The organism is Ruegeria sp. CRTD044, from assembly GCF_059613485.1.
Map to the genome: position 1 here is coordinate 80,789 of NZ_JBXWSP010000004.1, position 20,871 is coordinate 101,659.

Annotated in this window: 12 protein-coding genes; 4 read left to right on the plus strand and 8 right to left on the minus strand. The window is 62.3% G+C overall.

Annotated elements, in window-relative coordinates; all coding sequences use genetic code 11:
* Window positions 1-16 precede the first annotated feature (16 nt).
* Genes AC2FNL_RS03320 through xdhA form a run of 4 tightly spaced genes read right to left on the minus strand, consistent with a single transcriptional unit; the run spans window position 17 to window position 6,226 of the window.
* Window positions 17-1,534 (minus strand): ABC transporter ATP-binding protein, encoded by a 1,518-nt coding sequence (locus tag AC2FNL_RS03320; protein WP_093962820.1) that lies wholly within the window; start codon window positions 1,532-1,534, stop codon window positions 17-19.
* Complete coding sequence (gene xdhC / locus AC2FNL_RS03325) at window positions 1,531-2,466, minus strand: xanthine dehydrogenase accessory protein XdhC (protein WP_093962819.1); 936 nt, start codon at window positions 2,464-2,466, stop codon at window positions 1,531-1,533. The genes AC2FNL_RS03320 and xdhC overlap by 4 nt, the downstream gene beginning before the upstream one ends.
* The gene (gene xdhB / locus AC2FNL_RS03330; protein ID WP_496832387.1) at window positions 2,466-4,868 is read right to left on the minus strand and encodes a xanthine dehydrogenase molybdopterin binding subunit; all 2,403 of its coding nucleotides are present in this window, start codon (window positions 4,866-4,868) and stop codon (window positions 2,466-2,468) included. Before xdhB ends, xdhC begins: the two co-directional genes overlap by 1 nt.
* Complete coding sequence (gene xdhA / locus AC2FNL_RS03335; protein WP_496832389.1) at window positions 4,865-6,226, minus strand: xanthine dehydrogenase small subunit; 1,362 nt, start codon at window positions 6,224-6,226, stop codon at window positions 4,865-4,867. The genes xdhB and xdhA overlap by 4 nt, the downstream gene beginning before the upstream one ends.
* Before the next feature lie 345 nt (window positions 6,227-6,571).
* Between xdhA and dnaE the strand changes: the two genes are divergently transcribed.
* Window positions 6,572-10,072, plus strand: a complete 3,501-nt coding sequence (dnaE, locus tag AC2FNL_RS03340) for a DNA polymerase III subunit alpha (RefSeq protein WP_496832391.1) — start codon at window positions 6,572-6,574, stop codon at window positions 10,070-10,072.
* Window positions 10,073-10,092: 20 nt separating this feature from the next.
* Here the strand turns inward: dnaE and AC2FNL_RS03345 are convergent, their stop codons facing one another.
* The 3 genes from AC2FNL_RS03345 to AC2FNL_RS03355 form a co-directional block, all read right to left on the minus strand.
* Window positions 10,093-14,184 carry a translocation/assembly module TamB domain-containing protein gene (locus tag AC2FNL_RS03345; RefSeq protein ID WP_496832393.1) on the minus strand — a complete coding sequence of 1,364 codons (4,092 nt, stop codon included), beginning with the start codon at window positions 14,182-14,184 and terminating at the stop codon, window positions 10,093-10,095.
* A complete protein-coding gene (locus AC2FNL_RS03350) occupies window positions 14,181-15,863 on the minus strand; it encodes an autotransporter assembly complex protein TamA (protein WP_496832395.1) in 1,683 nt (560 codons plus the stop codon). Before AC2FNL_RS03350 ends, AC2FNL_RS03345 begins: the two co-directional genes overlap by 4 nt.
* Before the next feature lie 276 nt (window positions 15,864-16,139).
* Entirely contained in the window at window positions 16,140-17,363 is a 1,224-nt protein-coding gene (locus AC2FNL_RS03355; protein WP_093962813.1) for a urate hydroxylase PuuD, read from the minus strand.
* A gap of 95 nt (window positions 17,364-17,458) precedes the next feature.
* Between AC2FNL_RS03355 and AC2FNL_RS03360 the strand changes: the two genes are divergently transcribed.
* On the plus strand, window positions 17,459-18,373 hold the full coding sequence (locus AC2FNL_RS03360; RefSeq protein ID WP_093963045.1) for a LysR family transcriptional regulator: 915 nt from the start codon (window positions 17,459-17,461) through the stop codon (window positions 18,371-18,373).
* A gap of 4 nt (window positions 18,374-18,377) precedes the next feature.
* Here AC2FNL_RS03360 and uraH read toward each other — a convergent pair whose 3' ends face one another.
* On the minus strand, window positions 18,378-18,734 hold the full coding sequence (gene uraH, locus AC2FNL_RS03365) for a hydroxyisourate hydrolase (protein WP_170337485.1): 357 nt from the start codon (window positions 18,732-18,734) through the stop codon (window positions 18,378-18,380).
* A 202-nt stretch (window positions 18,735-18,936) separates the two neighbouring features.
* Between uraH and puuE the strand changes: the two genes are divergently transcribed.
* Together puuE and AC2FNL_RS03375 are read left to right on the plus strand one after the other, a co-directional pair.
* Window positions 18,937-20,355, plus strand: a complete 1,419-nt coding sequence (gene puuE, locus AC2FNL_RS03370) for an allantoinase PuuE (RefSeq protein ID WP_496832398.1) — start codon at window positions 18,937-18,939, stop codon at window positions 20,353-20,355.
* Entirely contained in the window at window positions 20,352-20,840 is a 489-nt protein-coding gene (locus tag AC2FNL_RS03375; protein ID WP_496832400.1) for an ureidoglycolate lyase, read from the plus strand. Before puuE ends, AC2FNL_RS03375 begins: the two co-directional genes overlap by 4 nt.
* Window positions 20,841-20,871 lie beyond the last annotated feature (31 nt).

Consider the following 20,871-nt stretch of genomic DNA (forward strand, 5'->3'; position numbering starts at 1 on the left):
GAGGCGGCAGCGTAGGTTACACATGGGCCACCTCCATCCCATGCGCGCCGCCCATCATCAGACCGATCTCTTCGACGGTCAGGCCAGTTGTGGGACGCGGAGCGCTGAGGCGCCCTTCGTTCAAGGCGGCGAAACTGTCGGAAATCTCCATCAGCTCATCTAGATCCTGGCTGATGCAGACCACCGCCGTTCCCTTGGCCGCAAGGTCCAGAATGGCCTGACGGATCGCAGCGGCTGCGGCGGCGTCGACGCCCCAGGTCGGCTGGTTCACGACCAGAACTTCGGGGTTTTGCAGGACTTCCCGGCCGATGACGAATTTCTGCAGGTTGCCGCCCGACAGCGACCGCGCGGCGTTTTCCGGCCCCGGGGTCCGCACGTCGAATGCCTGAATGATCTTCTCCGCAAAAATGCGGGTGTCAGCCCATTTCAAAAAACCGTTCTTCTCCAAAGACTCGCGCACCGAGCCGGTCAGCAGAGCGTTTTCCGTCAGGCTCATGTCCGGCGCCGCGGCATGTCCCAACCGCTCTTCCGGGGCCGTCAGCACACCCAGTCTGCGCCGGGCCGTCGGACCCAGTTTGCCAATCGGCTGGCCGTTGAAGCGGATCGCATCCGCGTCCGTCAGAATTTCGCCGGACAAAACGCCCAGCAGTTCATCCTGACCGTTGCCAGCCACGCCGCCGATGCCAAGGATTTCGCCCTTGCGCACGGTCAGGTGCACGTTCTTCAGCGCGGTCCCGAATTCGGAAGGGGACGGAACCGAAAGCCCGGTAACATCCAGTGCTACGGGTCCGAACTCTCGCCCGGACCGTTCAGGGGTCTGAAGGGCTGATCCCACCATCATTTCGGCCATGTCGCGGGCGGTTGTTTCGCTGGGTGTGCATTCACCCACGTTCTTGCCCAGCCGCAGAATGGTGGCGTGATCGCACAGCGTGCGGATTTCCTCGAGCTTGTGCGAGATATACAGGATCGAGGTTCCCTCCGACCGCAGCTTTTTCAGTGTTTCGAACAGGATATCTACCTCCTGCGGGGTCAGGACCGAGGTCGGTTCGTCCATGATCAGCAGCTTTGGGTCCTGCAGCAGGCAGCGGATGATCTCAACCCGCTGGCGTTCACCGGCGGACAGATCACCAACCCGACGATACGGATCCAGCGGAAGGCCATAGGTCTCCGAGACCTCGCGAATGCGCGATGCCAGATCACCCATCGGCGGCGGGCTTTCCATGCCTAAGGCGATGTTTTCGGCCACGTTCAGCGCGTCAAACAGCGAAAAATGTTGGAACACCATGGCAATGCCGTCGGCACGGGCCGCGCGCGGCTCGGCCGGCGCATAAGGTTGGCCGCGCAACAGCATCGTGCCGCTGTCAGGCTTGACCAGCCCGTAGATCATCTTCACCAGCGTGGATTTTCCCGCGCCGTTTTCGCCCAGCAGGGCGTGAACTTCGCCCTCACCGATGTCAAAGGACACTTGGTCGTTGGCCACGACGCCGGGATAGGCCTTGGTCAACCCCTGCAAGCTCAGTAGTGGAGTGGTCACGCGCTCTGGTCCTTCTTCAAGTCGTTCTGTCGGGCGGGGCGCAGGATTTGCGCTGCCGCACCAACTGCGATCATCTGCGGGTGCTTGCCCAACGATGGGTCACCGATCGGGCAGGTGATCCGGGCGATCTGAGCCGGTGAGTGACCCAGCGCAGCCAGGCGCGAGCGGAATCGCGCCCATTTCGTAGCCGAGCCGATCAGCCCGGCAAAGTGAAAACCGTGCGTCAATAGCCGGTTGCACAGTTCCAGATCCAGATTGTGTGAATAAGTCAGCACCAAGTGCTCGGCTTGAACCGGTGCGTGGTGCACGAGGTCGGCCGGGTTCGCTGCCGGAACCACGGTTACACCTGCTGGGATGTCAGCCGGAAACCGGTCGGCTGCGGTGTCTACCCAAGTGATGGCAAGATCGGGGAGAGGCGACAGCACATCCACCAGCGCCCGTCCGACATGACCGGCCCCCCAGATCCACAATTGGCGGGTCGGTGTGTGCACCGGCTCGATCATCCAGCCGTCAAGCAATTGCGGTTCAGGCGCGATACCCTGTGCGCGTGCGGTTGCCAGCAGCCGCTTGACCGACAATGGCATGTCACCACCGGCAGTCGGGCGTGCGATGACGGTATCGTCCAGGGCCTCGACGGACTTCAGGTCATAGACCTCGCTCAGCAGCGTTACGGCACCGCCGCAGCATTGCCCGAGGTCGGGACCCAGCGCATGGCGGGACAGGCGGGTTGGGCTTTGCTGAACCCGGGCGGCCTCAGCCGCCTGATACTCCAGCGTGCCGCCCCCGATCGTGCCGGATTGCCCGCCCTTCCAGACCAGCATCGCAGCGCCGACCTCGCGCGGGGACGAGCCTCGGATTGCGGCAATGACCACGCGAGTCACCTTGCCATGCGTTTTGACCGCCTCCCTCAAAGTCTCCCGGTCAAATCCCATCAGGTGCCTCCACGCATGCGTTGAACGGCGGTCCAGACCTCTTCGGCGGTGGCTGGGGCATTGATCGCCGGATACCCGTCACCGCAGGCCGCAACCGCGTTCGACAGGGCCAGCCAGGCCGAGATGCCCAACATGAAGGGCGGCTCACCCACCGCTTTTGAGCGATAGATCGTGTCCTCGCGGTTCCGGCAGTCCCAAAGTGCGACATTGAAGATGTCGGGGCGATCCGAACAGGCAGGGATCTTGTAGGTCGATGGCGCATGGGTGCGCAGCCGGCCCTTGTCGTCCCAGACCAGTTCCTCGGTCGTCAGCCAGCCCGCACCTTGCACATAGCCGCCCTCGACCTGGCCGATATCCAGCGCAGGGTTCAGCGAAGCACCCGCATCATGCAGGATATCCGTCCGAAGGATGCGGTTCTCGCCGGTCAGAGTGTCCACGGCGACTTCGGTCACCGAAGCTCCATAGGCGAAGTAGAAGAACGGGCGCCCGCGTCCGGCGATCCGGTCCCACTCGATCTTGGGGGTCTTGTAGAACCCGGTTGCCGACAGGCTGACGCGCCCCTGATAGGCCAGCGCTGCCGCCTCGGCAAAGCTGTAGCTTTCCTCGCCCACGCTGACCCGGCCATCGGCAAAGACGACCGCCGTTGGATCGGTCTGATGCCGCTCGGCCAGATAGGCGGCCATCCGGTCGCGGATCGTGTCACAGGCGGCCTTGACCGCCATCCCGTTCAGATCGCTGCCGGACGAGGCCGCCGTGGCCGAGGTGTTCGGCACTTTGGCGGTATCGGTCGCCGTGATCTTCACCATCTCCAGCGGAATGCCGAACCGCGCGGCCGCTACCTGCGCCACTTTCTGGAACAGGCCCTGGCCCATCTCGGTGCCGCCATGGTTCAGATGCACCGAGCCGTCCTGGTAGACATGCACCAACGCCCCGGCCTGGTTCAGATGGGTGAGCGTAAAGGAAATGCCGAACTTGACCGGTGAAAAGGCGATGCCCTTCTTGATCACGCGGTTTTCGGCATTCCACTTCTCGATCGCCGCCTTGCGTGCTGCGTAATCGCAGGACTCCAGCAAGGCTTCGGTCATGGGATGCAACTCGAAATCGGTGACTTCCATGCCGTAGGGGGTGGTGTTCCCACCCGCGGGAACGGGGCGCACCACCGAGCGGCCGGTTTCGACCGCGCCGCGGCTGGTCAGATCCTCGTTCGGATCCGGGTGGCCCAGCGGCTTGTCCTGCACCGGTTCTTCAACACCTGCATGCGCCGGTTCATAGTAGTTTCGCCGTCGCAGCTCGACCGGGTCCAGACCTAGTACATGCGCGGCGTGATCCATCACCCGTTCGATGCCCACCATTCCCTGCGGCCCGCCAAAGCCGCGATAGGCGGTGGCCGATTGTGTGTTGGTCTTCAGCCGATGGCTCTCGATCCGCGCATTGGGCAGAAGGTACGCATTGTCGGAATGCAGCATCGCGCGGTCGGCGACCGGCAGCGACAGGTCCTGCGCCCAGCCGCAGATGGCGTAGTGCAGGAAGGAAACGCCCTGAATGTGGCCGTTTTCGTCGAAGCCGGCCTTGTAGCTGATGCGGAAGGCGTGGCGCTTGCCGGTGATGGTCATGTCATCATCGCGGTCATAGCGCATCTTGCAGGCTCGACCGGTTGCCCGTGCCGCAACTGCGCAGGCCACGGCCAGCGCGTTGCCCTGGCTTTCCTTGCCACCGAACCCGCCGCCCATCCGCCGGGTTTCGACCCGCACCGCATGCATGGGAACGCCCAAAGCATCAGCTACCTTGTGTTGAATCTCGGTCGGGTGCTGGGTCGAGGAATGCACCAGCATGTCGCTGCCTTCGTGCGGCACCGCCAGCGCGGCCTGACCTTCCAGGTAGAAATGCTCCTGCCCGCCGATCTCGAACGTGCCTTCGATCGCATGCGCCGCCTGCGCGATGGCGGCTTCCGCATCACCTTTGGCATAGATGCGGGGGCCGTCCTCGAACCGGCTGTCTGCGGCCAGAGCCTCCTCGATCGTCAGGATCGGCGTTTCCTCGGCATAGTCGATCCTGCCCAACCGCGCGGCTTTGCGCGCCGCCAGATGGCTGGTGGCGACAACCAGAAACACGGGCTGGCCCACATAGTTCACCGTCCCATCCGCCAGCAGCGGCTCGTCATGGATCGAGGGCGAGACGTCATTGGCAAAGGGCAGATCTTCGGCCGTCATCACCAAAACGACTCCCGGGGCCGCGCGGACGTCTGACAGGTCCATCGCCGTGATCCGGCCCTTGGCGATCGGGCTCAGGCCGAACGCCAGATGCAGCGTACCCTTGGGCGTCGGAATGTCGTCAACATAACGGGCGGTTCCCGACACATGCAGGGGTGCCGCGTCATGGGGCAGGGGCTTGGTCACGCTCATGCCGATACCTCCAGCACATTGGTCAGCTCGCCCTGGTCTTCTAGGAAATAGCGTTCGAGCATGGCCTTTGCGGTCTCCAGCCGGTAGCAGGCCGAGGCACGCATGTCGCTCATCGGGGAATAGTCCTCGGCAAAGGCCGGCAAGGCGCTTTGAACCGTTTCCGCCGTCCACGGGCGACCGGTCAGCGCGGCCTCAACCTGTGTCGCGCGCTTCGGCACACCGGCCATTCCGCCAAAGGCGATCCGGGCTTGCGAGACGACGCCGTCCGAAACGGTGATGTTGAAACAGCCGCAGACGGCCGAGATATCCTGATCGAACCGTTTGCTCAGCTTGTAGCATTTCAGCCGATCGGGTTGGCGCATAAAGCTGACCGCTTCCACGAACTCGCCGGGCGCGCGATCCTGCTTGCCGTAATCAACAAAGAAATCCTCCAGCGGGATCGCCCGCCTCTCGTCGACCTTGCGCAGGTGCAATGTGGCCCCCAGCGCGATCAGCGCGGGCGGGTTGTCCCCGATGGGCGAGCCGTTCGCGATATTGCCGCCCACCGTAGCCGCGTGGCGCACCTGCACGCTGGCATAGCGCCGGATCATCTCGGCATAGGACGGATGCAGATCGGCCATCGCCGCGCCCATGCGGTTCATGTCCACCATCGCGCCGATGCGCACTTCGTCTTCAGTGACCGAGATCTCCTTCAGATCGTCGCAGCTGCCCAGAAAGATCACCGGGTCCAGGTTCCGCAGTTGCTTGGTGACCCAGAGGCCGACATCGGTGGCACCCGCGATCAAAGTTGCACCGGGATGGGCGGCAAAGACTTTGGCCAGTTCGTCGGATGACTTCGGCAGAAGGGGCGAGGCCGGCTTGGCCGCAACCGGCTTGTCCTTGACCCAGACCGGCACCGGCTGGTCTTCGACGGCCTTTGCCGCGCGGATGATCGGCGCATAGCCGGTGCAGCGGCACAGGTTGCCGGCCAGTTGCGTGTCGTGATCGGTCGCGCCATTTGCATGGCTCGCCACCATCGACATCACGAAACCGGGTGTGCAGAATCCACATTGCGAGCCATGAAGATCCACCATCGCCTGCTGGACGGGATGGGGCTCGCCGTGAGGCCCGCTCGCCCCCTCGACCGTGCGCACAGCCTTGCCGTGCAGTTGAGGCAGAAAAAGAATGCAGGAATTCAGCGCCTTGGCACCGGCCTCGTCCGTAACCATGACGGTGCAGGCCCCGCAATCGCCCTCGTTGCAGCCTTCCTTGGTGCCGGTCAGGCCGCGATCCTCGCGCAGCCAATCCAGCAATGTGGCCGTCGGATCGACATCCGCCAGCTCCACTGTCTCTCCGTTCAGAAGAAACGTGATATTCATTCTTGAAACCCGTCGCCTTACCCGGTTGCGCCCATGGGTGCTCCTGTCTCGATGCGACGTAGAGAAAGAAGCGGGCTTGTAGCTTGCCTGAAGATGTTAGAAACAGCCTGTGCGCGCTGGCAAGAAAAACTGCCTGCCGAATGTACCATTCCCGATCCCATGCCTTGATATGCACCACGTCATTATTATCTAGGCATCTGAATTGAAAGAGATTTTGGTGAAACGCCGGCGGCGTCGGCTGAAGCACCTTCTGGAATCTCCGAATAATGCGCGGCTATTTTTTCAGCAATCACCCTTAACTGTTCCGGCTTTTTCCCGGGTCGCGAGTGCGATAGCCTGCCTCGTATGAGCAGTACTCCTCGATTCATCCACCTCCGAGTTCACACCGAATATTCCCTTCTTGAGGGGGCGGTGCGACTGAAAAAACTGCCAACGCTGTGCGAGCAGATGGACATGCCCGCAGTTGCGGTGACGGACACCAACAACATGTTCGCAGCGCTGGAATTCTCGGTTACCGCAAGTGGTGCGGGTGTGCAGCCGATCATGGGCTGCCAGGTTGATCTGGCATATATCCAAGCGCAGCCGGGGGAAAAACCCAAGCCCCCCGCGCCGATTGTACTGCTGGCACAATCTGAGACGGGGTACGAGCATCTGATGAAGCTCAGTTCGTGCCTTTATGTGGACAAGGGCGGGCAGTTGCCCCAGGTCACGCTTGAGGAGTTGGCTGCGCATTCCGATGGGCTGATCTGCTTGACCGGCGGACCGGACGGCCCCGTTGGCCGCCTGTTGCAGCAGGGCCAGCGTCCGGCAGCCGAGTTGCTGGTCGATCGGTTGGCCGCGATGTTCCCCGATCGCCTTTATGTGGAACTGCAACGTCATCCCGGCGAGGATGGCCAGCCCGAGGCCGAGCGCCTGACCGAGCGCGGCCATGTGGAAATGGCCTATGCCAAGAACCTGCCTCTGGTGGCCACGAATGACGTCTATTTCCCGACCTCGGATATGTACGAGGCGCATGATGCGCTGATCTGCATTGCCGAGGGCGCCTATGTCGACCAGCAAGAGGGCCGCCGCCGCCTGACCGCGCAGCATTACTTCAAGTCGCCGCAGGAAATGGTCACGCTCTTTGCCGATCTGCCCGAGGCGATCGAAAACACGGTCGAGATTGCCAGACGTTGCGCCTTCATGGCCTACAAGCGGGATCCGATCCTGCCGAAATTCGCCGATGACGAGGTCGAGGAGCTACGCCGCCAGGCCAACGAGGGTCTGCAGGCCCGACTGGCGGTGATCCCGCACGCCGTCCCACCCGAGGAATACCAGAAACGTCTGGATTTCGAATTGGACATCATCGAGGGCATGGGGTTCCCCGGTTATTTCCTGATCGTTGCGGATTTCATCAAATGGGCCAAGGATCACGACATCCCCGTCGGTCCGGGCCGTGGCTCGGGCGCGGGGTCGCTGGTGGCCTATGCGCTGACGATTACCGACCTTGACCCGCTGCGCTACAGCCTGCTGTTCGAACGCTTCCTGAATCCCGAACGGGTGTCGATGCCCGACTTTGACATCGACTTCTGCATGGACCGCCGCGAAGAGGTGATCCGGTATGTTCAGCAGAAATACGGCCGCGACAAGGTTGGCCAGATCATCACCTTCGGCGCGCTCCTGTCCAAGGCCGCGGTGCGCGACATCGGACGGGTGCTGCAGATGCCCTACGGCCAGGTGGACCGCCTGTCCAAGATGATCCCGGTCGAAGGCGTCAAACCGGTGTCGATCGAGAAGGCCCTGAAAGACGAACCGCGCCTGCGCGAAGAGGCCCGCAACGAAGAGGTGGTCGACCGCCTTCTGACTTACGGCCAGCAGGTCGAGGGGCTGCTGCGCAACGCTTCGACCCACGCCGCCGGGGTGGTGATCGGCGACCGGCCGCTGGACGAGCTGGTACCGCTCTATCAGGACCCCCGCTCGGACATGCCTGCCACCCAGTTCAACATGAAGTGGGTGGAACAGGCCGGTCTGGTGAAATTCGACTTTCTGGGCCTCAAGACTCTGACGGTCATCCAGAACGCCATGGACCTGATCTTCAAGTCCGGACGGCCATTGCACGTGGCGGCCGACGGTCGGCAGCTTTATGAGCCGGCCGAGGGGGCCGAGAACCAGATCAATGCCATTCCGCTGGATGACCCGGCCACTTACAAGCTTTATTCCGCGGCCAAGACCGTGGCGGTGTTCCAGGTTGAAAGCTCGGGCATGATGGATGCGCTCAAGCGCATGAAACCCACCTGCATCGAGGACATCGTGGCGCTTGTCGCGCTCTACCGCCCCGGCCCGATGGAGAACATCCCGACCTATTGCGAGGTCAAGAATGGCCAGCGCAAGATCACTTCGGTCCACCCGCTGATCGACCACATTCTGGAAGAAACGCAAGGCATCATCGTCTACCAGGAGCAGGTGATGCAGATCGCGCAGGTCATGGCGGGCTACAGCCTCGGCGGCGCCGACCTGCTGCGCCGCGCGATGGGTAAAAAAATTAAAGAGGCGATGGACGCCGAGCGCCCGAAATTCGAGGCCGGGGCAGCCGCGAACGGGGTAGATGCCAAGAAGGCGTCCGAGGTGTTCGACCTGCTGGAGAAATTCGCCAACTACGGCTTCAACAAATCTCACGCGGCGGCCTACGCGGTGGTCAGCTATCAGACCGGCTGGCTGAAGGCGAACCACCCGGTCGAATTCATGGCCGGTGTCATGAACTGCGATATCCATCTGACCGACAAGCTGGCGATCTATTTCGAAGAGGTCCGCAAGGGTTTGGAACTGCCCTATGTGCCGCCTTGCATAAACCGGTCGCAGGCGACGTTTGATGTGGTGGATGGCAAACTGGTCTATGCGCTGGGCGCGCTCAAGAACGTGGGCGTCGAGGCGATGAACCTCGTGGTGCAGGGCAGGGGCGACAAGCCGTTCGTCAACCTCTTTGACTTTGCCCGCCGGGTCGATCTGAAGAAGGTCGGCAAACGGCCGCTGGAGATGCTGGCCCGCGCGGGGGCCTTTGACGAGCTGGACAAGAACCGCCGCCGGGTCTTCGAAAGCCTGGAACAGCTGGTGCAGTATTCGGCGGCGATCCACGAACAGAAGAACTCGAACCAGGTGTCGCTGTTCGGCGAGGCGGGCGACGATCTGCCTGAACCGCGCCTGTCGAAATCGCCCGACTGGCTGCCCGCCGAACGGCTGAGCGAAGAATTCAAGGCGATCGGCTTCTACCTGTCCGGCCACCCGCTGGACGACTACATGCCGGCCCTGAAACGCAAGCAGGTGATGACACTCGACGAGGTCACCGAAAAGGCACGCTCGGGTCCGTTGATCGCCAAGATGGCCGGTGTGGTCGCCGGGCGACAGGAGCGGAAATCGGCCAAGGGCAACCGGTTCGCCTTTGCACAGCTGTCCGACCCGACGGGGGCGTACGAGGTGACGCTGTTCTCGGAAACCCTGGAGAAATCACGCGAATACCTGGAAACCGGCGCGCAGGTCGTGCTGACGGCCGAAGCCACGATGGAGGCCGACCAGCTGAAGCTGCTGGCGCGCTCGGTCGGGCCGGCGGATTCAGTCGTGGCCGAGGCCGGCGCGACCGGGCTTCGTATCTTTTTGGACCAATCACAGGCGCTGTCGACGGTCGCCAGCGTTCTCGCGGATGCCGCGGGGGCGGCCAAGAACGCCTCGAAAGGGCCGATCCATTTGTGTCTGCTGGATCCGGGCTTGCCGGGAGAGGTCGAAATGGATCTGGGGCAGGAGTTCCCGATCAATCCCCAGATCAAGGGTGCCATCAAATCACTGGATGGGGTCTTGTCCGTCGAAGAAGTCTAGGGTGGCGGTCCCGCCCAACCCTAGTAGTCACGCTCGAAGAAAATCCCGATGCCGGTATCGCCGCGCCCATCTACGGTGCCACGCACCGTCACGCTGTCGCTGACGTCCAGGTTCAGGTTCACCTCGGTGTCGCCTTCGGTGTTCACGGTGAAATCGGTGTACAGGTTGTCGCTCAGATAAGCGCCGGCGCCCAGACGCCCGCCGCCGCCCTCGGTCGCGCCGACGTCGACGGTATCTACGCCCGTGGCGTCCCGAACGCCCTTGGTGGCATCGCCACCGGCACCGCTCAGCTGGGCCAGCGACGCGGCCATCTGGGCAATGACAAACGGGGACAGTTCGGAAAAGCGGTTGCCGAACAGCAGCATGGCCAGCGCCTCTTCGGCGGGGCGTTCGGGGTCCGAGAACACATCGACTGTCGGAGAATCCAGCGGGCCCGCGATTTCCAACGTCGCGGTTCCATCCGAAGTGCTGGCCGAGGATTCGAACTCGATATACGGCGTCAGGTCGCCCTGCAGGCTGACCACGCCCTTGGTCAGCGCCAGCCTCCGGCCAAGGATGTCCAGATTGCCGCGGATCAGTTCGATCTGGCCCGATGGGATGACGGATTTGGTGGTGCCCTTGATGAAGATAGCACCGCCCAATTCAGCATTCACACCGCGGCCTCGCACGAAAACCGCCTTGGGGGCCAACAGGCTGATGTCGAGAGAGATGCGAGAGTCCGATTGCGACGTTTCCTCTTTTTCAACCAACTGCGCCCGTTCCCGAGTGACGTAGCTGGCATTGCTTTCGTTCACGTGTTCGATTTTCGGGATCGGCGCGGCCCCGACCGCGCCAGATGCCGCGGCCAGGTTGATGTTGGTCTCGCCAAACGTGATCTGCCCGACCAGCGAACTGTTCCCTGCCAAGGCGCCCGTCATTGCGATCTGGCCGTTCAACGTGGTCTCGTACAGAAGATTGTCGGTCAGGACGAGGTTGTTGATTGCAGTTGTGATCTGCGCGTTGAACGGCGGTGTCAGGTCGACCGGGCCACTGACCGTAAATCCGCCTCCGGCGCGCATGCCGCCGCGCATCGAAACCGTTGCGCGGCTGTTGGCAAGGTCTACAGTTCCGCCGATATCGGTGATGGTCTGCCCAACGCTGGGGATCGCCATCGACGTCCCTGAGGTGGTGATCTGACCACTCACCGTCTCCAGCGCCGGCTTGCCCTTCAACGCCAGGTCGAACCGGGCCGATCCGTCGATCTTGTTGGGCGTGATGAAGATGTTTGCAATACCCAAATTGACGCCGCCCTGTGCAGAAATGTCGGCATTGCCCGAGGCTTCGTCATAGGTTCCTTTGACTGCACTGCTGATCTCGGCTGGTCCGGCGGCATTGGCATCAATGGTCCACACGCCGTTCTGGCGCGTTGCATTGCCTTTCGCCGTCAAGCTGCCCGGAAACTCGGGCGCAAAACGTTCGACCCGATCGAACTTGGCGTCAAAGTCCAGGTCGGCCGAGCCATCCGTATTCACGCTGCCTACAAGATTGGCGTAGGACGTCTCCGGGCCGGTCACTCTGACCGTGCCCTCGACTCCGCTGGATGTGGGGGCCACATTCCCGTTCACCTTCAGCGGTCCCGTCAGGGTCTGTGAAACCCGGGCGAGGTCGTCCAACGCGGCGGAGAAGCTCAGCCCGCCGCTTTCGCGGCTCAAGATGCCGGATGCGTTGGCGGACAAGGCTGTCCCTGCAAGCCGGAAGTTTCGGATGTTCAACCCTTCATCGCCGTTCGATGCGTCGACTGTCAGCGTCGTCTGTCCGGGGATCAGCGCATCCACCGCTTCGATTCCGGTCAGGATGTCCTCTGCATTGATTTTGCCCTGCACGTCGAAGACTTTGCTGCCACGGGCCCCTCGACCGGTCACATCCGCTGTGACCGCGCCCGCCAACGTACGGCCTGCCAGTCCGGAAAAGACGGACAGGTCGGGGGCATCTACCTGCGCCTGACCGTCAAAAGCCAGGTTTCCGGTCGGATCGTCGATGGTTGCCGCGACTTGGGCATTCAGCGCGGCTGCGTCAACGGTTGCTTTTCGAATTTCGATCCGGTCACCGGTGCGGGCCCCGTCGAAGTTCAGGACAACGCGCCCGGTCACAAGCGGATCCACCTGATCCAGCCCGGTTTGCAGGTCTGTAGTCGTCACCTGCGCAGTGCCATCAAACTCAAGGGTCTGCACGGTGCCCTTGCCATCCACCTGGGCCTGAACGGCCCCCGCAAGATCGCGCTTGGCGAGGCCGGAGAATACTGAGAGGTCCGAGGCATTCACGCGGGCCTGGCCGTCGATGGTCAAATTGCCGTTCGGAGTGGTGACAGCGCCATCCGCCTGTGCGTTCAATGTTTCGCCGTCGATGGTGAAAGCGCGGATCAGGATGCCGTTTGCATCCCGCTTGGCGTCCAGCGTGATGTCCGTCTCGCCCGCGATGATGGGGTCGATGTCGCCCCGACCAGTGGACAGGTTTTGTCCGGAAACGGCCAGCTTGCCGTCAAAACTGCCCTCCAACGGCGAGCCCGCCCCCTCGACCCGGATCGACGCCCGGCCGCCCAGATCCAATTTGGCGACCTCAGAGAAACGAGACAGATCTGACGCCTCCACCGTTGCCGATCCGTCAATTTTCAGACCGCTTTCCAGCCCGCTGACGACCGCATCGGCGGTCGCTGAATAGTCGGTTCCCCCAAGTTCGATACCCGAGAGTCGGAGCGATTTGTCCCGTCCGTATTCGAACAGGCCATCCAAGGTGACGCGATCGCCCACCGCTGTGTTCAGAGCAGGGTCAGCCAAGTCCAAACCGTCCAGAGAGGCTTGAAGATCTCCGGACAGGTCCAGACCGCCGATCTGAGTCAGAGTGCCCTGTGCGGTCAACCGCGTGTGCGCAATCTGGATTTGTGGTGTGACAACATTCTCGGTCGTCAGGCTCAGATCCCAATGATTGCCGTTTTCGTGGTCGAACAGGGCAGAGAGCTGTGCGGCCTTGACGGATGTGTCTCCTCCACCGAATGGCAGGACGACGTCGTCCCCGGCCGGCGGCGAGATCCGTGCCTGGACGGCTGCCAGTTGCAGCGCCCCACCTGTTCCAAGGCTGAGCTGCGCTTCCAGTTTCAAAGCTTCGGACGTGATGTCCGCCTCGGTAATCTCCAGCGCACCTTCGGCTCCGGTACGGCCATCGACATACAGGCGTGTATCCGTACCGAAGAACGTATCCATGTTGGCGGCCAGAAATGGAGTCAGGTCGCCGCCCAGGTCGGCGGTAAAGGCAATGCCTTCGTCTGCCGCCCCTTCGGTCTTCTCGATCCCGCGCAGGCGCACCTGGCCCGAGACACGGTCGACATTGTCACTGCTCAGCCCGATATCCGCCGTGAAATCGGTGATCGGACCGGACCCTTTGGCCGTCAGGCCGATGGGTGGGCTGTCCGGAATATTCAATGCGGTCGAAATCAGCCCACCTGACGCCTCGGAGATGGTCAGGTCCAGGTCGATTTGCCGGCTTTCGTTCTGGAAACCGGCCACAAGATTTATCTGATCGCCGGCCCGGTCCAACCGATTGATGTCCAGCTTGGTGTCCAGCGCGCCATCGGCCAGATTCAAGTTTCCGTCCACCGAAAGGTCTGCCGCAACGCCGATCAGCGGTTCGCCCAGAGACAATTCGTCGACGCGCAGTTCACCGATCTCGATCGCCACGGGCAGTTCGGGCAGTTGAAAGGGTTCGGTCTCGGCGGTGGCGGCCGGTTCGTCCGTGGTGGTCTTGCCGGGTGCGCGTGCGATGTCGATTTCTTCGGCGGTCAGGGCGTTCACGGAAAACCGGCCGCGGATCAGGGCCAGCCGGTTCCAATCCAGCTCGGCGTTCTTGATGGTCAGCCAGACTCCTTCGTCGTCGGCCACCGTGATCTCCTGAATGCGTGCGCGAGAGCTCAGCGCGCCCTCAAGGCCGATGACCCGGATATTGCGGTTGTCCCCGGATAACGTGTTCTGCAGGAAATCGGTCAGCAGACCGCCGCTCTCTTCCTCTTGCGCGGCCACGGGGCCGGAAAGGGCAAAGGCGGTTGCCCCGACCGCCAGAGGATATGAAAGGTAACGCCTCAAAATGCTTGCCCGATCCCGATATAGAACTGCAGCCCGTTGCCCGTGTCACCTTGCACAGGCACCGCCAGGTCCAGCCTCAGCGGGCCGAAGCCGCCCAGATCGTACCGAACGCCAAGGCCCGCGCCCGCGTGGTACTCGGCGCCACTGCCGATGAACGAGGACGTGTCCACGATACCGTAGTCGTAAAACCCTACAAGAGACAGCTTTTCAGTGACCTTACCGCGCACCTCGCCCGACAGGCCAAGAAAGGACTTGCCGCCGGTAATGCCCGTGCCGACGGGGACACCAAGGCTTTCATAGGGCTGACCGCGCACAGTGCCCGCGCCGCCGGAGAAGAACAGGAAATCCGGTGTGACACCATCCGCCGGAGGGCCGAGAATCGATCCAAGTTGCACCCGTCCGGCCAGCACGATCCGACCGCCAGTGCCCAGGCTGGTATAGGCGCGACCGTCGAAAAACAGGCGCAGCCCGGTATCCGTGCCCGAGATGCCGACAAAGGGCATGAACTGGCTGTCCAGGTAATACCCGCGGGTGGCGCTGACCTTGCTGTCGCGTTTGTCCCACTCGGACCGGAACGGAATGATGAAATATCTGAACTTGCGGCCGTCACCATAGGCGTCGTCAGCGTTCGAGATGGAAAAACCCACAGCCGCCTCGGCATACAACTCGTCCGAGAACGTCCGCCGCGCACCATAGGTCAGCGAGGCAACCGACACGCTGTAATTGTCGGTGTTTCGGCGCTCGAGCAGCGCACTCCAGAAGGTATTGTCGTCCGGGCCCAGTCGGTCGGGCTGATCCAGACGCAGACCCAACCGCCCGTCGATATCCTCAGACCCGCCGATGTTTCGGATGGCGGCCTCAAAGCGCAGCCGTTGAGCGCGGCGGAACACGTTGCGGTGGGTCCAGGTCGCAGTCAAGTCGAGACCATCGCGCGAGGCCAGTTCGACCCCGAACGTCAGGCGGCGTTTGGGCAAGTCCTCGAAAGTGGCGTCGAAATCCAGCGTGCCGCCCGGGTTCGGCGTGTCCCGTTCCTGGATCGAGACGGTGCTGAACGTACCGGTCCGCCGCAGCCGTGTGCCGACTTTCTGCAGCTTTTCCGGCGAGTAGACCTCGCCCGAGGGGAAGCCGGCGATTTTTTCGATCGAGCTGTGGCGGACATCGGTGCCGCCTTCGATATACATCTTGCCGAACTTCAGGCGCGGTCCTTGGTCCAGGTCGATCCGGGCGTCCAACTGTGCCTGTGCGTGCCGGGCGACGATCTGTTGATCGCGCAGCTTGGCTTTGGCGTGGCCCGCGTCCTTCCAGGCCTGAATCCCGGCCGAAGTCGCCTGTTGAATGGCGCCGGTCGTGGCCAGCTTGCCGGAGGCAAACTCTTCGGGCAACTCGGTATCGGGGGCCAGAGGCTGAACGACTGCGGTTCCGAAATTGTACGCTTTGCCGGGGCGAATGGTGATCGTTGCCCGATTGATCTGCGCAGGAACGCTCAGCGAGCTGAGATCTGCCGCTTCCTTCCCGTCCAGCTTGATGCTGACCGACGGGCCGAAATATCCGGCATCATAGAGAATTTGCACGATCGTTCGGTAATCCGACAATGCGGCGGACAGAACTTCAAGCGGCGTGTCCAGACCCCGGTTGTCGGCAGTCATGACCGAGGACGTTTCCTCAATCTGCTTTTTCAAGTCGTCCGACAAACCTGGCGCTGCAAGCGATGTTTCCAGTGCCATCGCACAGGTCGGGGCGAGGGCAAAAAACACACCCGCGCACCAGTTCTTCAGACCGCCCCTACGTCTGCTCGCCTGCATAAAATGGCTCCACCTGTCCCGGGCCGCATTGATTTGCGCCGCTTGTCGCGGCGCCGCGATCCCTTGGAAACAGTTAGACCATCTCAAACCGCTCAGGCAAAGAAATAAACGCGGATTTCCCAGTTCCCATGTGAAGTTGTGGAAAAGCTGCCGCTACAGGCCCGCGTTTCGGAACCAGCGGATAATGGCTTCGCGGTCTTCGGGTTCCATATAGGTGACGTTGGCCGGCGGCATCGCGTGGCTGACGCCAGCCTGCAGATAGATTTGCTCGGCATTGCGGGCGATGTCACCTTCGGTTTCCAGAAGAACACCCTTGGGGGCCCAGAGGATTCCGTCCCAGACGGGATCGCGCGCGTGGCACATCGAACAGCGCCCCAGCACGACGTCATGGGCTTCTTCAAAGCCGCTGGCCTGCACAAAGCGCTCCTCGAACTGGGTCAGGGGCTGCGCCTCGGCCTCTTCCAGCGGTTTGTACATCGGCGCAGTGGACAGCCACATGATGGCGATGAACAGCAGGGCCGTCACAAGCCAGGTCCAGGTCGGGTTGCCGGCCCGGGCGTGGCGTGTGTTGAAATAGTGCCGGATGGTGACGCCCATCAGGAACACCAGCGCCGCGATGATCCAGTTGTATTCGGTCGCAAAGGCCAGCGGGTAATGGTTCGACAGCATCAGGAAAACGACCGGCAGCGTCAGGTAGTTGTTGTGGGTCGAGCGCAGCTTGGCGATCTTGCCGTATTTCGGGTCCGGGGTGCGGCCATTTTTCAGGTCATCCACCACGATCCGTTGGTTGGGCATGATGATGAAAAACACATTGGCCGTCATGATCGTGGCGGTGAAGGCGCCCAGATGCAGCATCATCGCGCGGCCGGTGAAGATCTGGTTGTATCCCCAGCCCATCGCCACCAGCAGAACGAACAGCAGCAGCATCAACAGGGTCGGACGCTCACCCAGACCCGATTTGCACAGGAAATCATAGATCAGCCAGCCCACGGTCAGCGATGCCGCCGAGATCAGGATGCCCTGCCACAGCGCCAGATCGGCCTTCTGTGCGTCGATCAGATACAGCTCGCCGCCCACCCAGTAGACGATCATCAGCAGTGCCGCGCCGCTGAGCCAGGTTGCATAGCTTTCCCATTTGAACCAGGTCAGGTGGTCGGGCATCCGCTCGGGCGCCACGAGGTATTTCTGGATATGGTAGAAGCCGCCGCCATGCACCTGCCATTCCTCGCCATCAGCAGGACCGGGGATGTCGCGGTTCAGGCCAAGATCCAGCGCGATGAAATAGAACGACGATCCGATCCAGGCGATTGCCGTGATGACATGCAGCCACCGCACCGCAAATGCCATCCAGTCCCAGAACACGGCGAATTCATACATGCAAAGCTCTCCGATTGCTTGCCGACACACTAGGCAAACGGGGTTTTCTTCGGTATTCCCGTATATTGTCAAACTGTATCAAAAAAAACGAAAAGATGTCCTATCTCGACAATATCCGTACCTTTGTCCGGGTCTATGATCTTGGCAGCATGTCCGCGGCCGGACGCGATCTGCGAATCTCGCCAGCGGTGACTTCGGCGCGGATTTCCCAGCTCGAAGATCATTTGGGTGTGCGATTGTTCCAGCGTACCACCCGAAACCTCAGCCCGACCGAGCAGGGCCGGGCGTTCTACCCCGGTGCGGTTGCGGTTCTGGATGCCGTGAACGAGGCCGAGGCGCAGGTCGTGCACCTGACCGAAGCGCCCCGGGGATCGCTTTTTGTTGCGGCTCCACTGGGGGTCGGGCGAAGGCTGTTGGCGCCTCAAGTGCCTGAATTTCTTGCCGACTACCCCGAGATTGACGTGCGGCTGCGTCTGACGGACAGGTCTGTTGATCTCACGACCGAAGGGCTGGATCTGGCGTTCTTCATCGGTCAACCCGAAGACAGCACTTTGCGGATTCGCAAAATCGCGGATTGCCAGCGTGTCTTGTGTGCTGCGCCAGACTATGTCGCGCGCCGAGGCATGCCCCGGACCGGGGCGGACCTGATCTCGGACCGGCACGAATGTCTGAACCTGCGATTCCCCGGGGCGACCGAGTTCCAATGGCTACTGCAGACAGCCGAAGGACCGAAACGGTTTGCGGTGTCCGGGCGGTTCGAGTGCGACGACGGCGATGTTCTGACTGATTGGGCGCTGGCTGGGCAGGGGATCGCGATGAAACCTGTTTTTGAAGTGGCCGAGCATCTCAAGGCCGGGCGATTGGTGCCCGTTGCCGTCGACACGCCACCGGTTTCAGTCCAGATGGCGTGTCTCTACACGCATCGGCGTCATCAGGACCCCAAGGCGCGCCTGTTCATGGATTTCATGATCTCGCGGATCGGCGACGTGGTGCGGACGTCGCAGGTCTGAGGGGTCAGCTGCCCCGGTAGGTCGAATACCCGAATGGCGACAGTAAAAGCGGCACGTGGTAATGCGCCTCGGGGTCGGACATGCCAAACCGGATCGGTATTTGATCAAGGAAAAGAGGGTCTTCAACGGCTTGTCCGGAGGCACGTAGGTAGTCCCCCGCAAAGAAGATCAACTCGTAGATACCAGTCTTGAAAGTCTTTTCCGGCAGGATGGGACTGTCGGTGCGCCCGTCCGCGTTGGTTTCCATCTCAACCAGTTTCCGGTGCGAATTGCCGGACACCCGGTACAACGCGATTTTCAGCCCGTCGGCCGGACATCCGCGCGCCGTGTCCAGAACGTGGGTCGTCAGATAACCTGCCACGAGTTGCTCCTGCTGTTGTCTGCACGTTTCGTGTTTGGATGCCATTTTAGGCAATCCGGTTTGCATTGCCCATCTTGCGGCAAAGGCCGTGGCACAGGGAACGCTGAAACAACCGGAAACAGCGTTCGGATTGATTTGATAATCCATCACGGTTTTATGGGATAAACCGAATGGAAGCCTGAAATTGAAGACGGAAAGCAGAATGCAGCCCCCCCGATACCCCCGCGACATGATTGGATACGGAGCCAACCCGCCAGAAGCCCAGTGGCCGGGCGGGGCCAAGCTGGCGGTGCAGATCGTGCTGAACTACGAGGAGGGCGGCGAAAACTGCGTGTTGCATGGCGACGCCGCGTCCGAGGCGTTTCTGTCCGAAATCGTCGGCGCCGCGCCTTGGCCGGGCCAGCGACATTGGAACATGGAATCCATCTATGAATACGGCGCCCGCGCTGGGTTCTGGCGGCTGCATCGCCTGATGGCCGACCTGCCGGTGACCGTCTATGGCGTGGCCACCGCGCTGGCGCGCTCGCCTGATCAGGTGGCGGCGATGAAATCCGCCGGGTGGGAGATCGCCAGCCACGGCCTGAAATGGGTCGAGCACAAGGACATGCCGGAAGACGAGGAGCGCGCCCAGATCGCCGAGGCGATCCGCCTGCACACTGAGGTGGTCGGGGAACGTCCGCGCGGCTGGTACACGGGGCGGTGCTCGGACAACACCGTTCGGCTGGTGGCCGAGGAAGGCGGGTTTGCCTATGTGGCCGACACCTACGCTGACGACCTGCCCTATTGGATGCACGTCAGCGGACGCGATCAGCTGATCGTGCCCTATACGCTGGACTGCAACGACATGCGCTTTGCCACGCCGCAGGGGTTCAACTCGGGCGATCAGTTCTTCGCCTATCTCCGCGACAGTTTCGATGCGCTCTATGCCGAGGGGCAGGCGGGCGCGCCCAAGATGTTGTCGATCGGCCTGCATTGCCGCCTGATCGGCCGGCCGGGCCGAGTGATGGCGCTGAAGCGGTTCCTGGACTATGCGCGCGGCTTCTCCGATGTATGGTTCGCGACCCGGTTGCAGATTGCCGAACACTGGGCGGCGCATCATCCGCCGCAGGATCGCCCACGCCCCTCGCAGATGGACCGCGACGCCTTCGTGGCGGCCTATGGCGGCATTTTCGAACATTCGCCCTGGATCGCCGAGCGCGCCTGGGCGCTGGAACTGGGCCCCGCCCATGATACGGCGGGCGGGCTGCACAACGCGCTGGCGCGGGTGTTCCGTTCGGCCTCGCCTGAGGAACGCCTCGGCGTTCTGACCGCGCATCCGGATCTGGCGGGAAAGCTGGCACAGGCCAAACGCCTGACGGCCGAAAGCACCTCCGAGCAGGCCTCGGCTGGGTTGGACGCCTTGACCGACGCCGAGCGCGACGCCTTCACCGATTTGAACACGCGTTACACCGAAAAATTCGGCTTTCCCTTCATCATCGCGGTGCGCGACCACGACAAGGCCTCGATCCTGCATGCGTTCCAGCGGCGCATCGAGAATGACCGCGAGACCGAGCTCGCCGAAGCCTGCTGTCAGGTCGAGCGCATCGCCGAGTTCCGGCTGCGCGACGTGCTGCCCTCATGACGCGAGTCGTCCATATCGCGCCGTTGACGGCCCAAGCTTTTGCGCCGTTCGGTGACGTGCTCGAGGTTTCCGGCGCGCCGGACAAGATCATCAATCAGGGTCAGTGCGGGCGGTATCACGACCGGGCGGTTCTGGACTTTGCGGACGGGCGCGCGGGGATCAGCCTGTTCGACGCCAACCCACGGACATTGCCCTATCAACTGGACATGGTCGAACGTCACCCTCTGGGCAGCCAGGCCTTCATTCCCATGTCCCACCAGCCGTTCCTGGTGATCGTCGCGCCGGATGAGGATGGCGTTCCGGGCCGGCCACAGGCCTTCGTGACGCAGCCGGGACAGGCCGTGAACTTTCATCGCGGCACGTGGCATGGCGTGCTGACGCCGCTGCACGCGCCTGGCCTGTTCGCTGTAGTCGACCGTATCGGTTCGGGTGCAAACCTCGAGGAGCACTGGTTCGACACCCCTTACGAGGTAGTTGAACGCTAAGCCAATTTTGAAGCCGTCGGAGAAGCGGCAA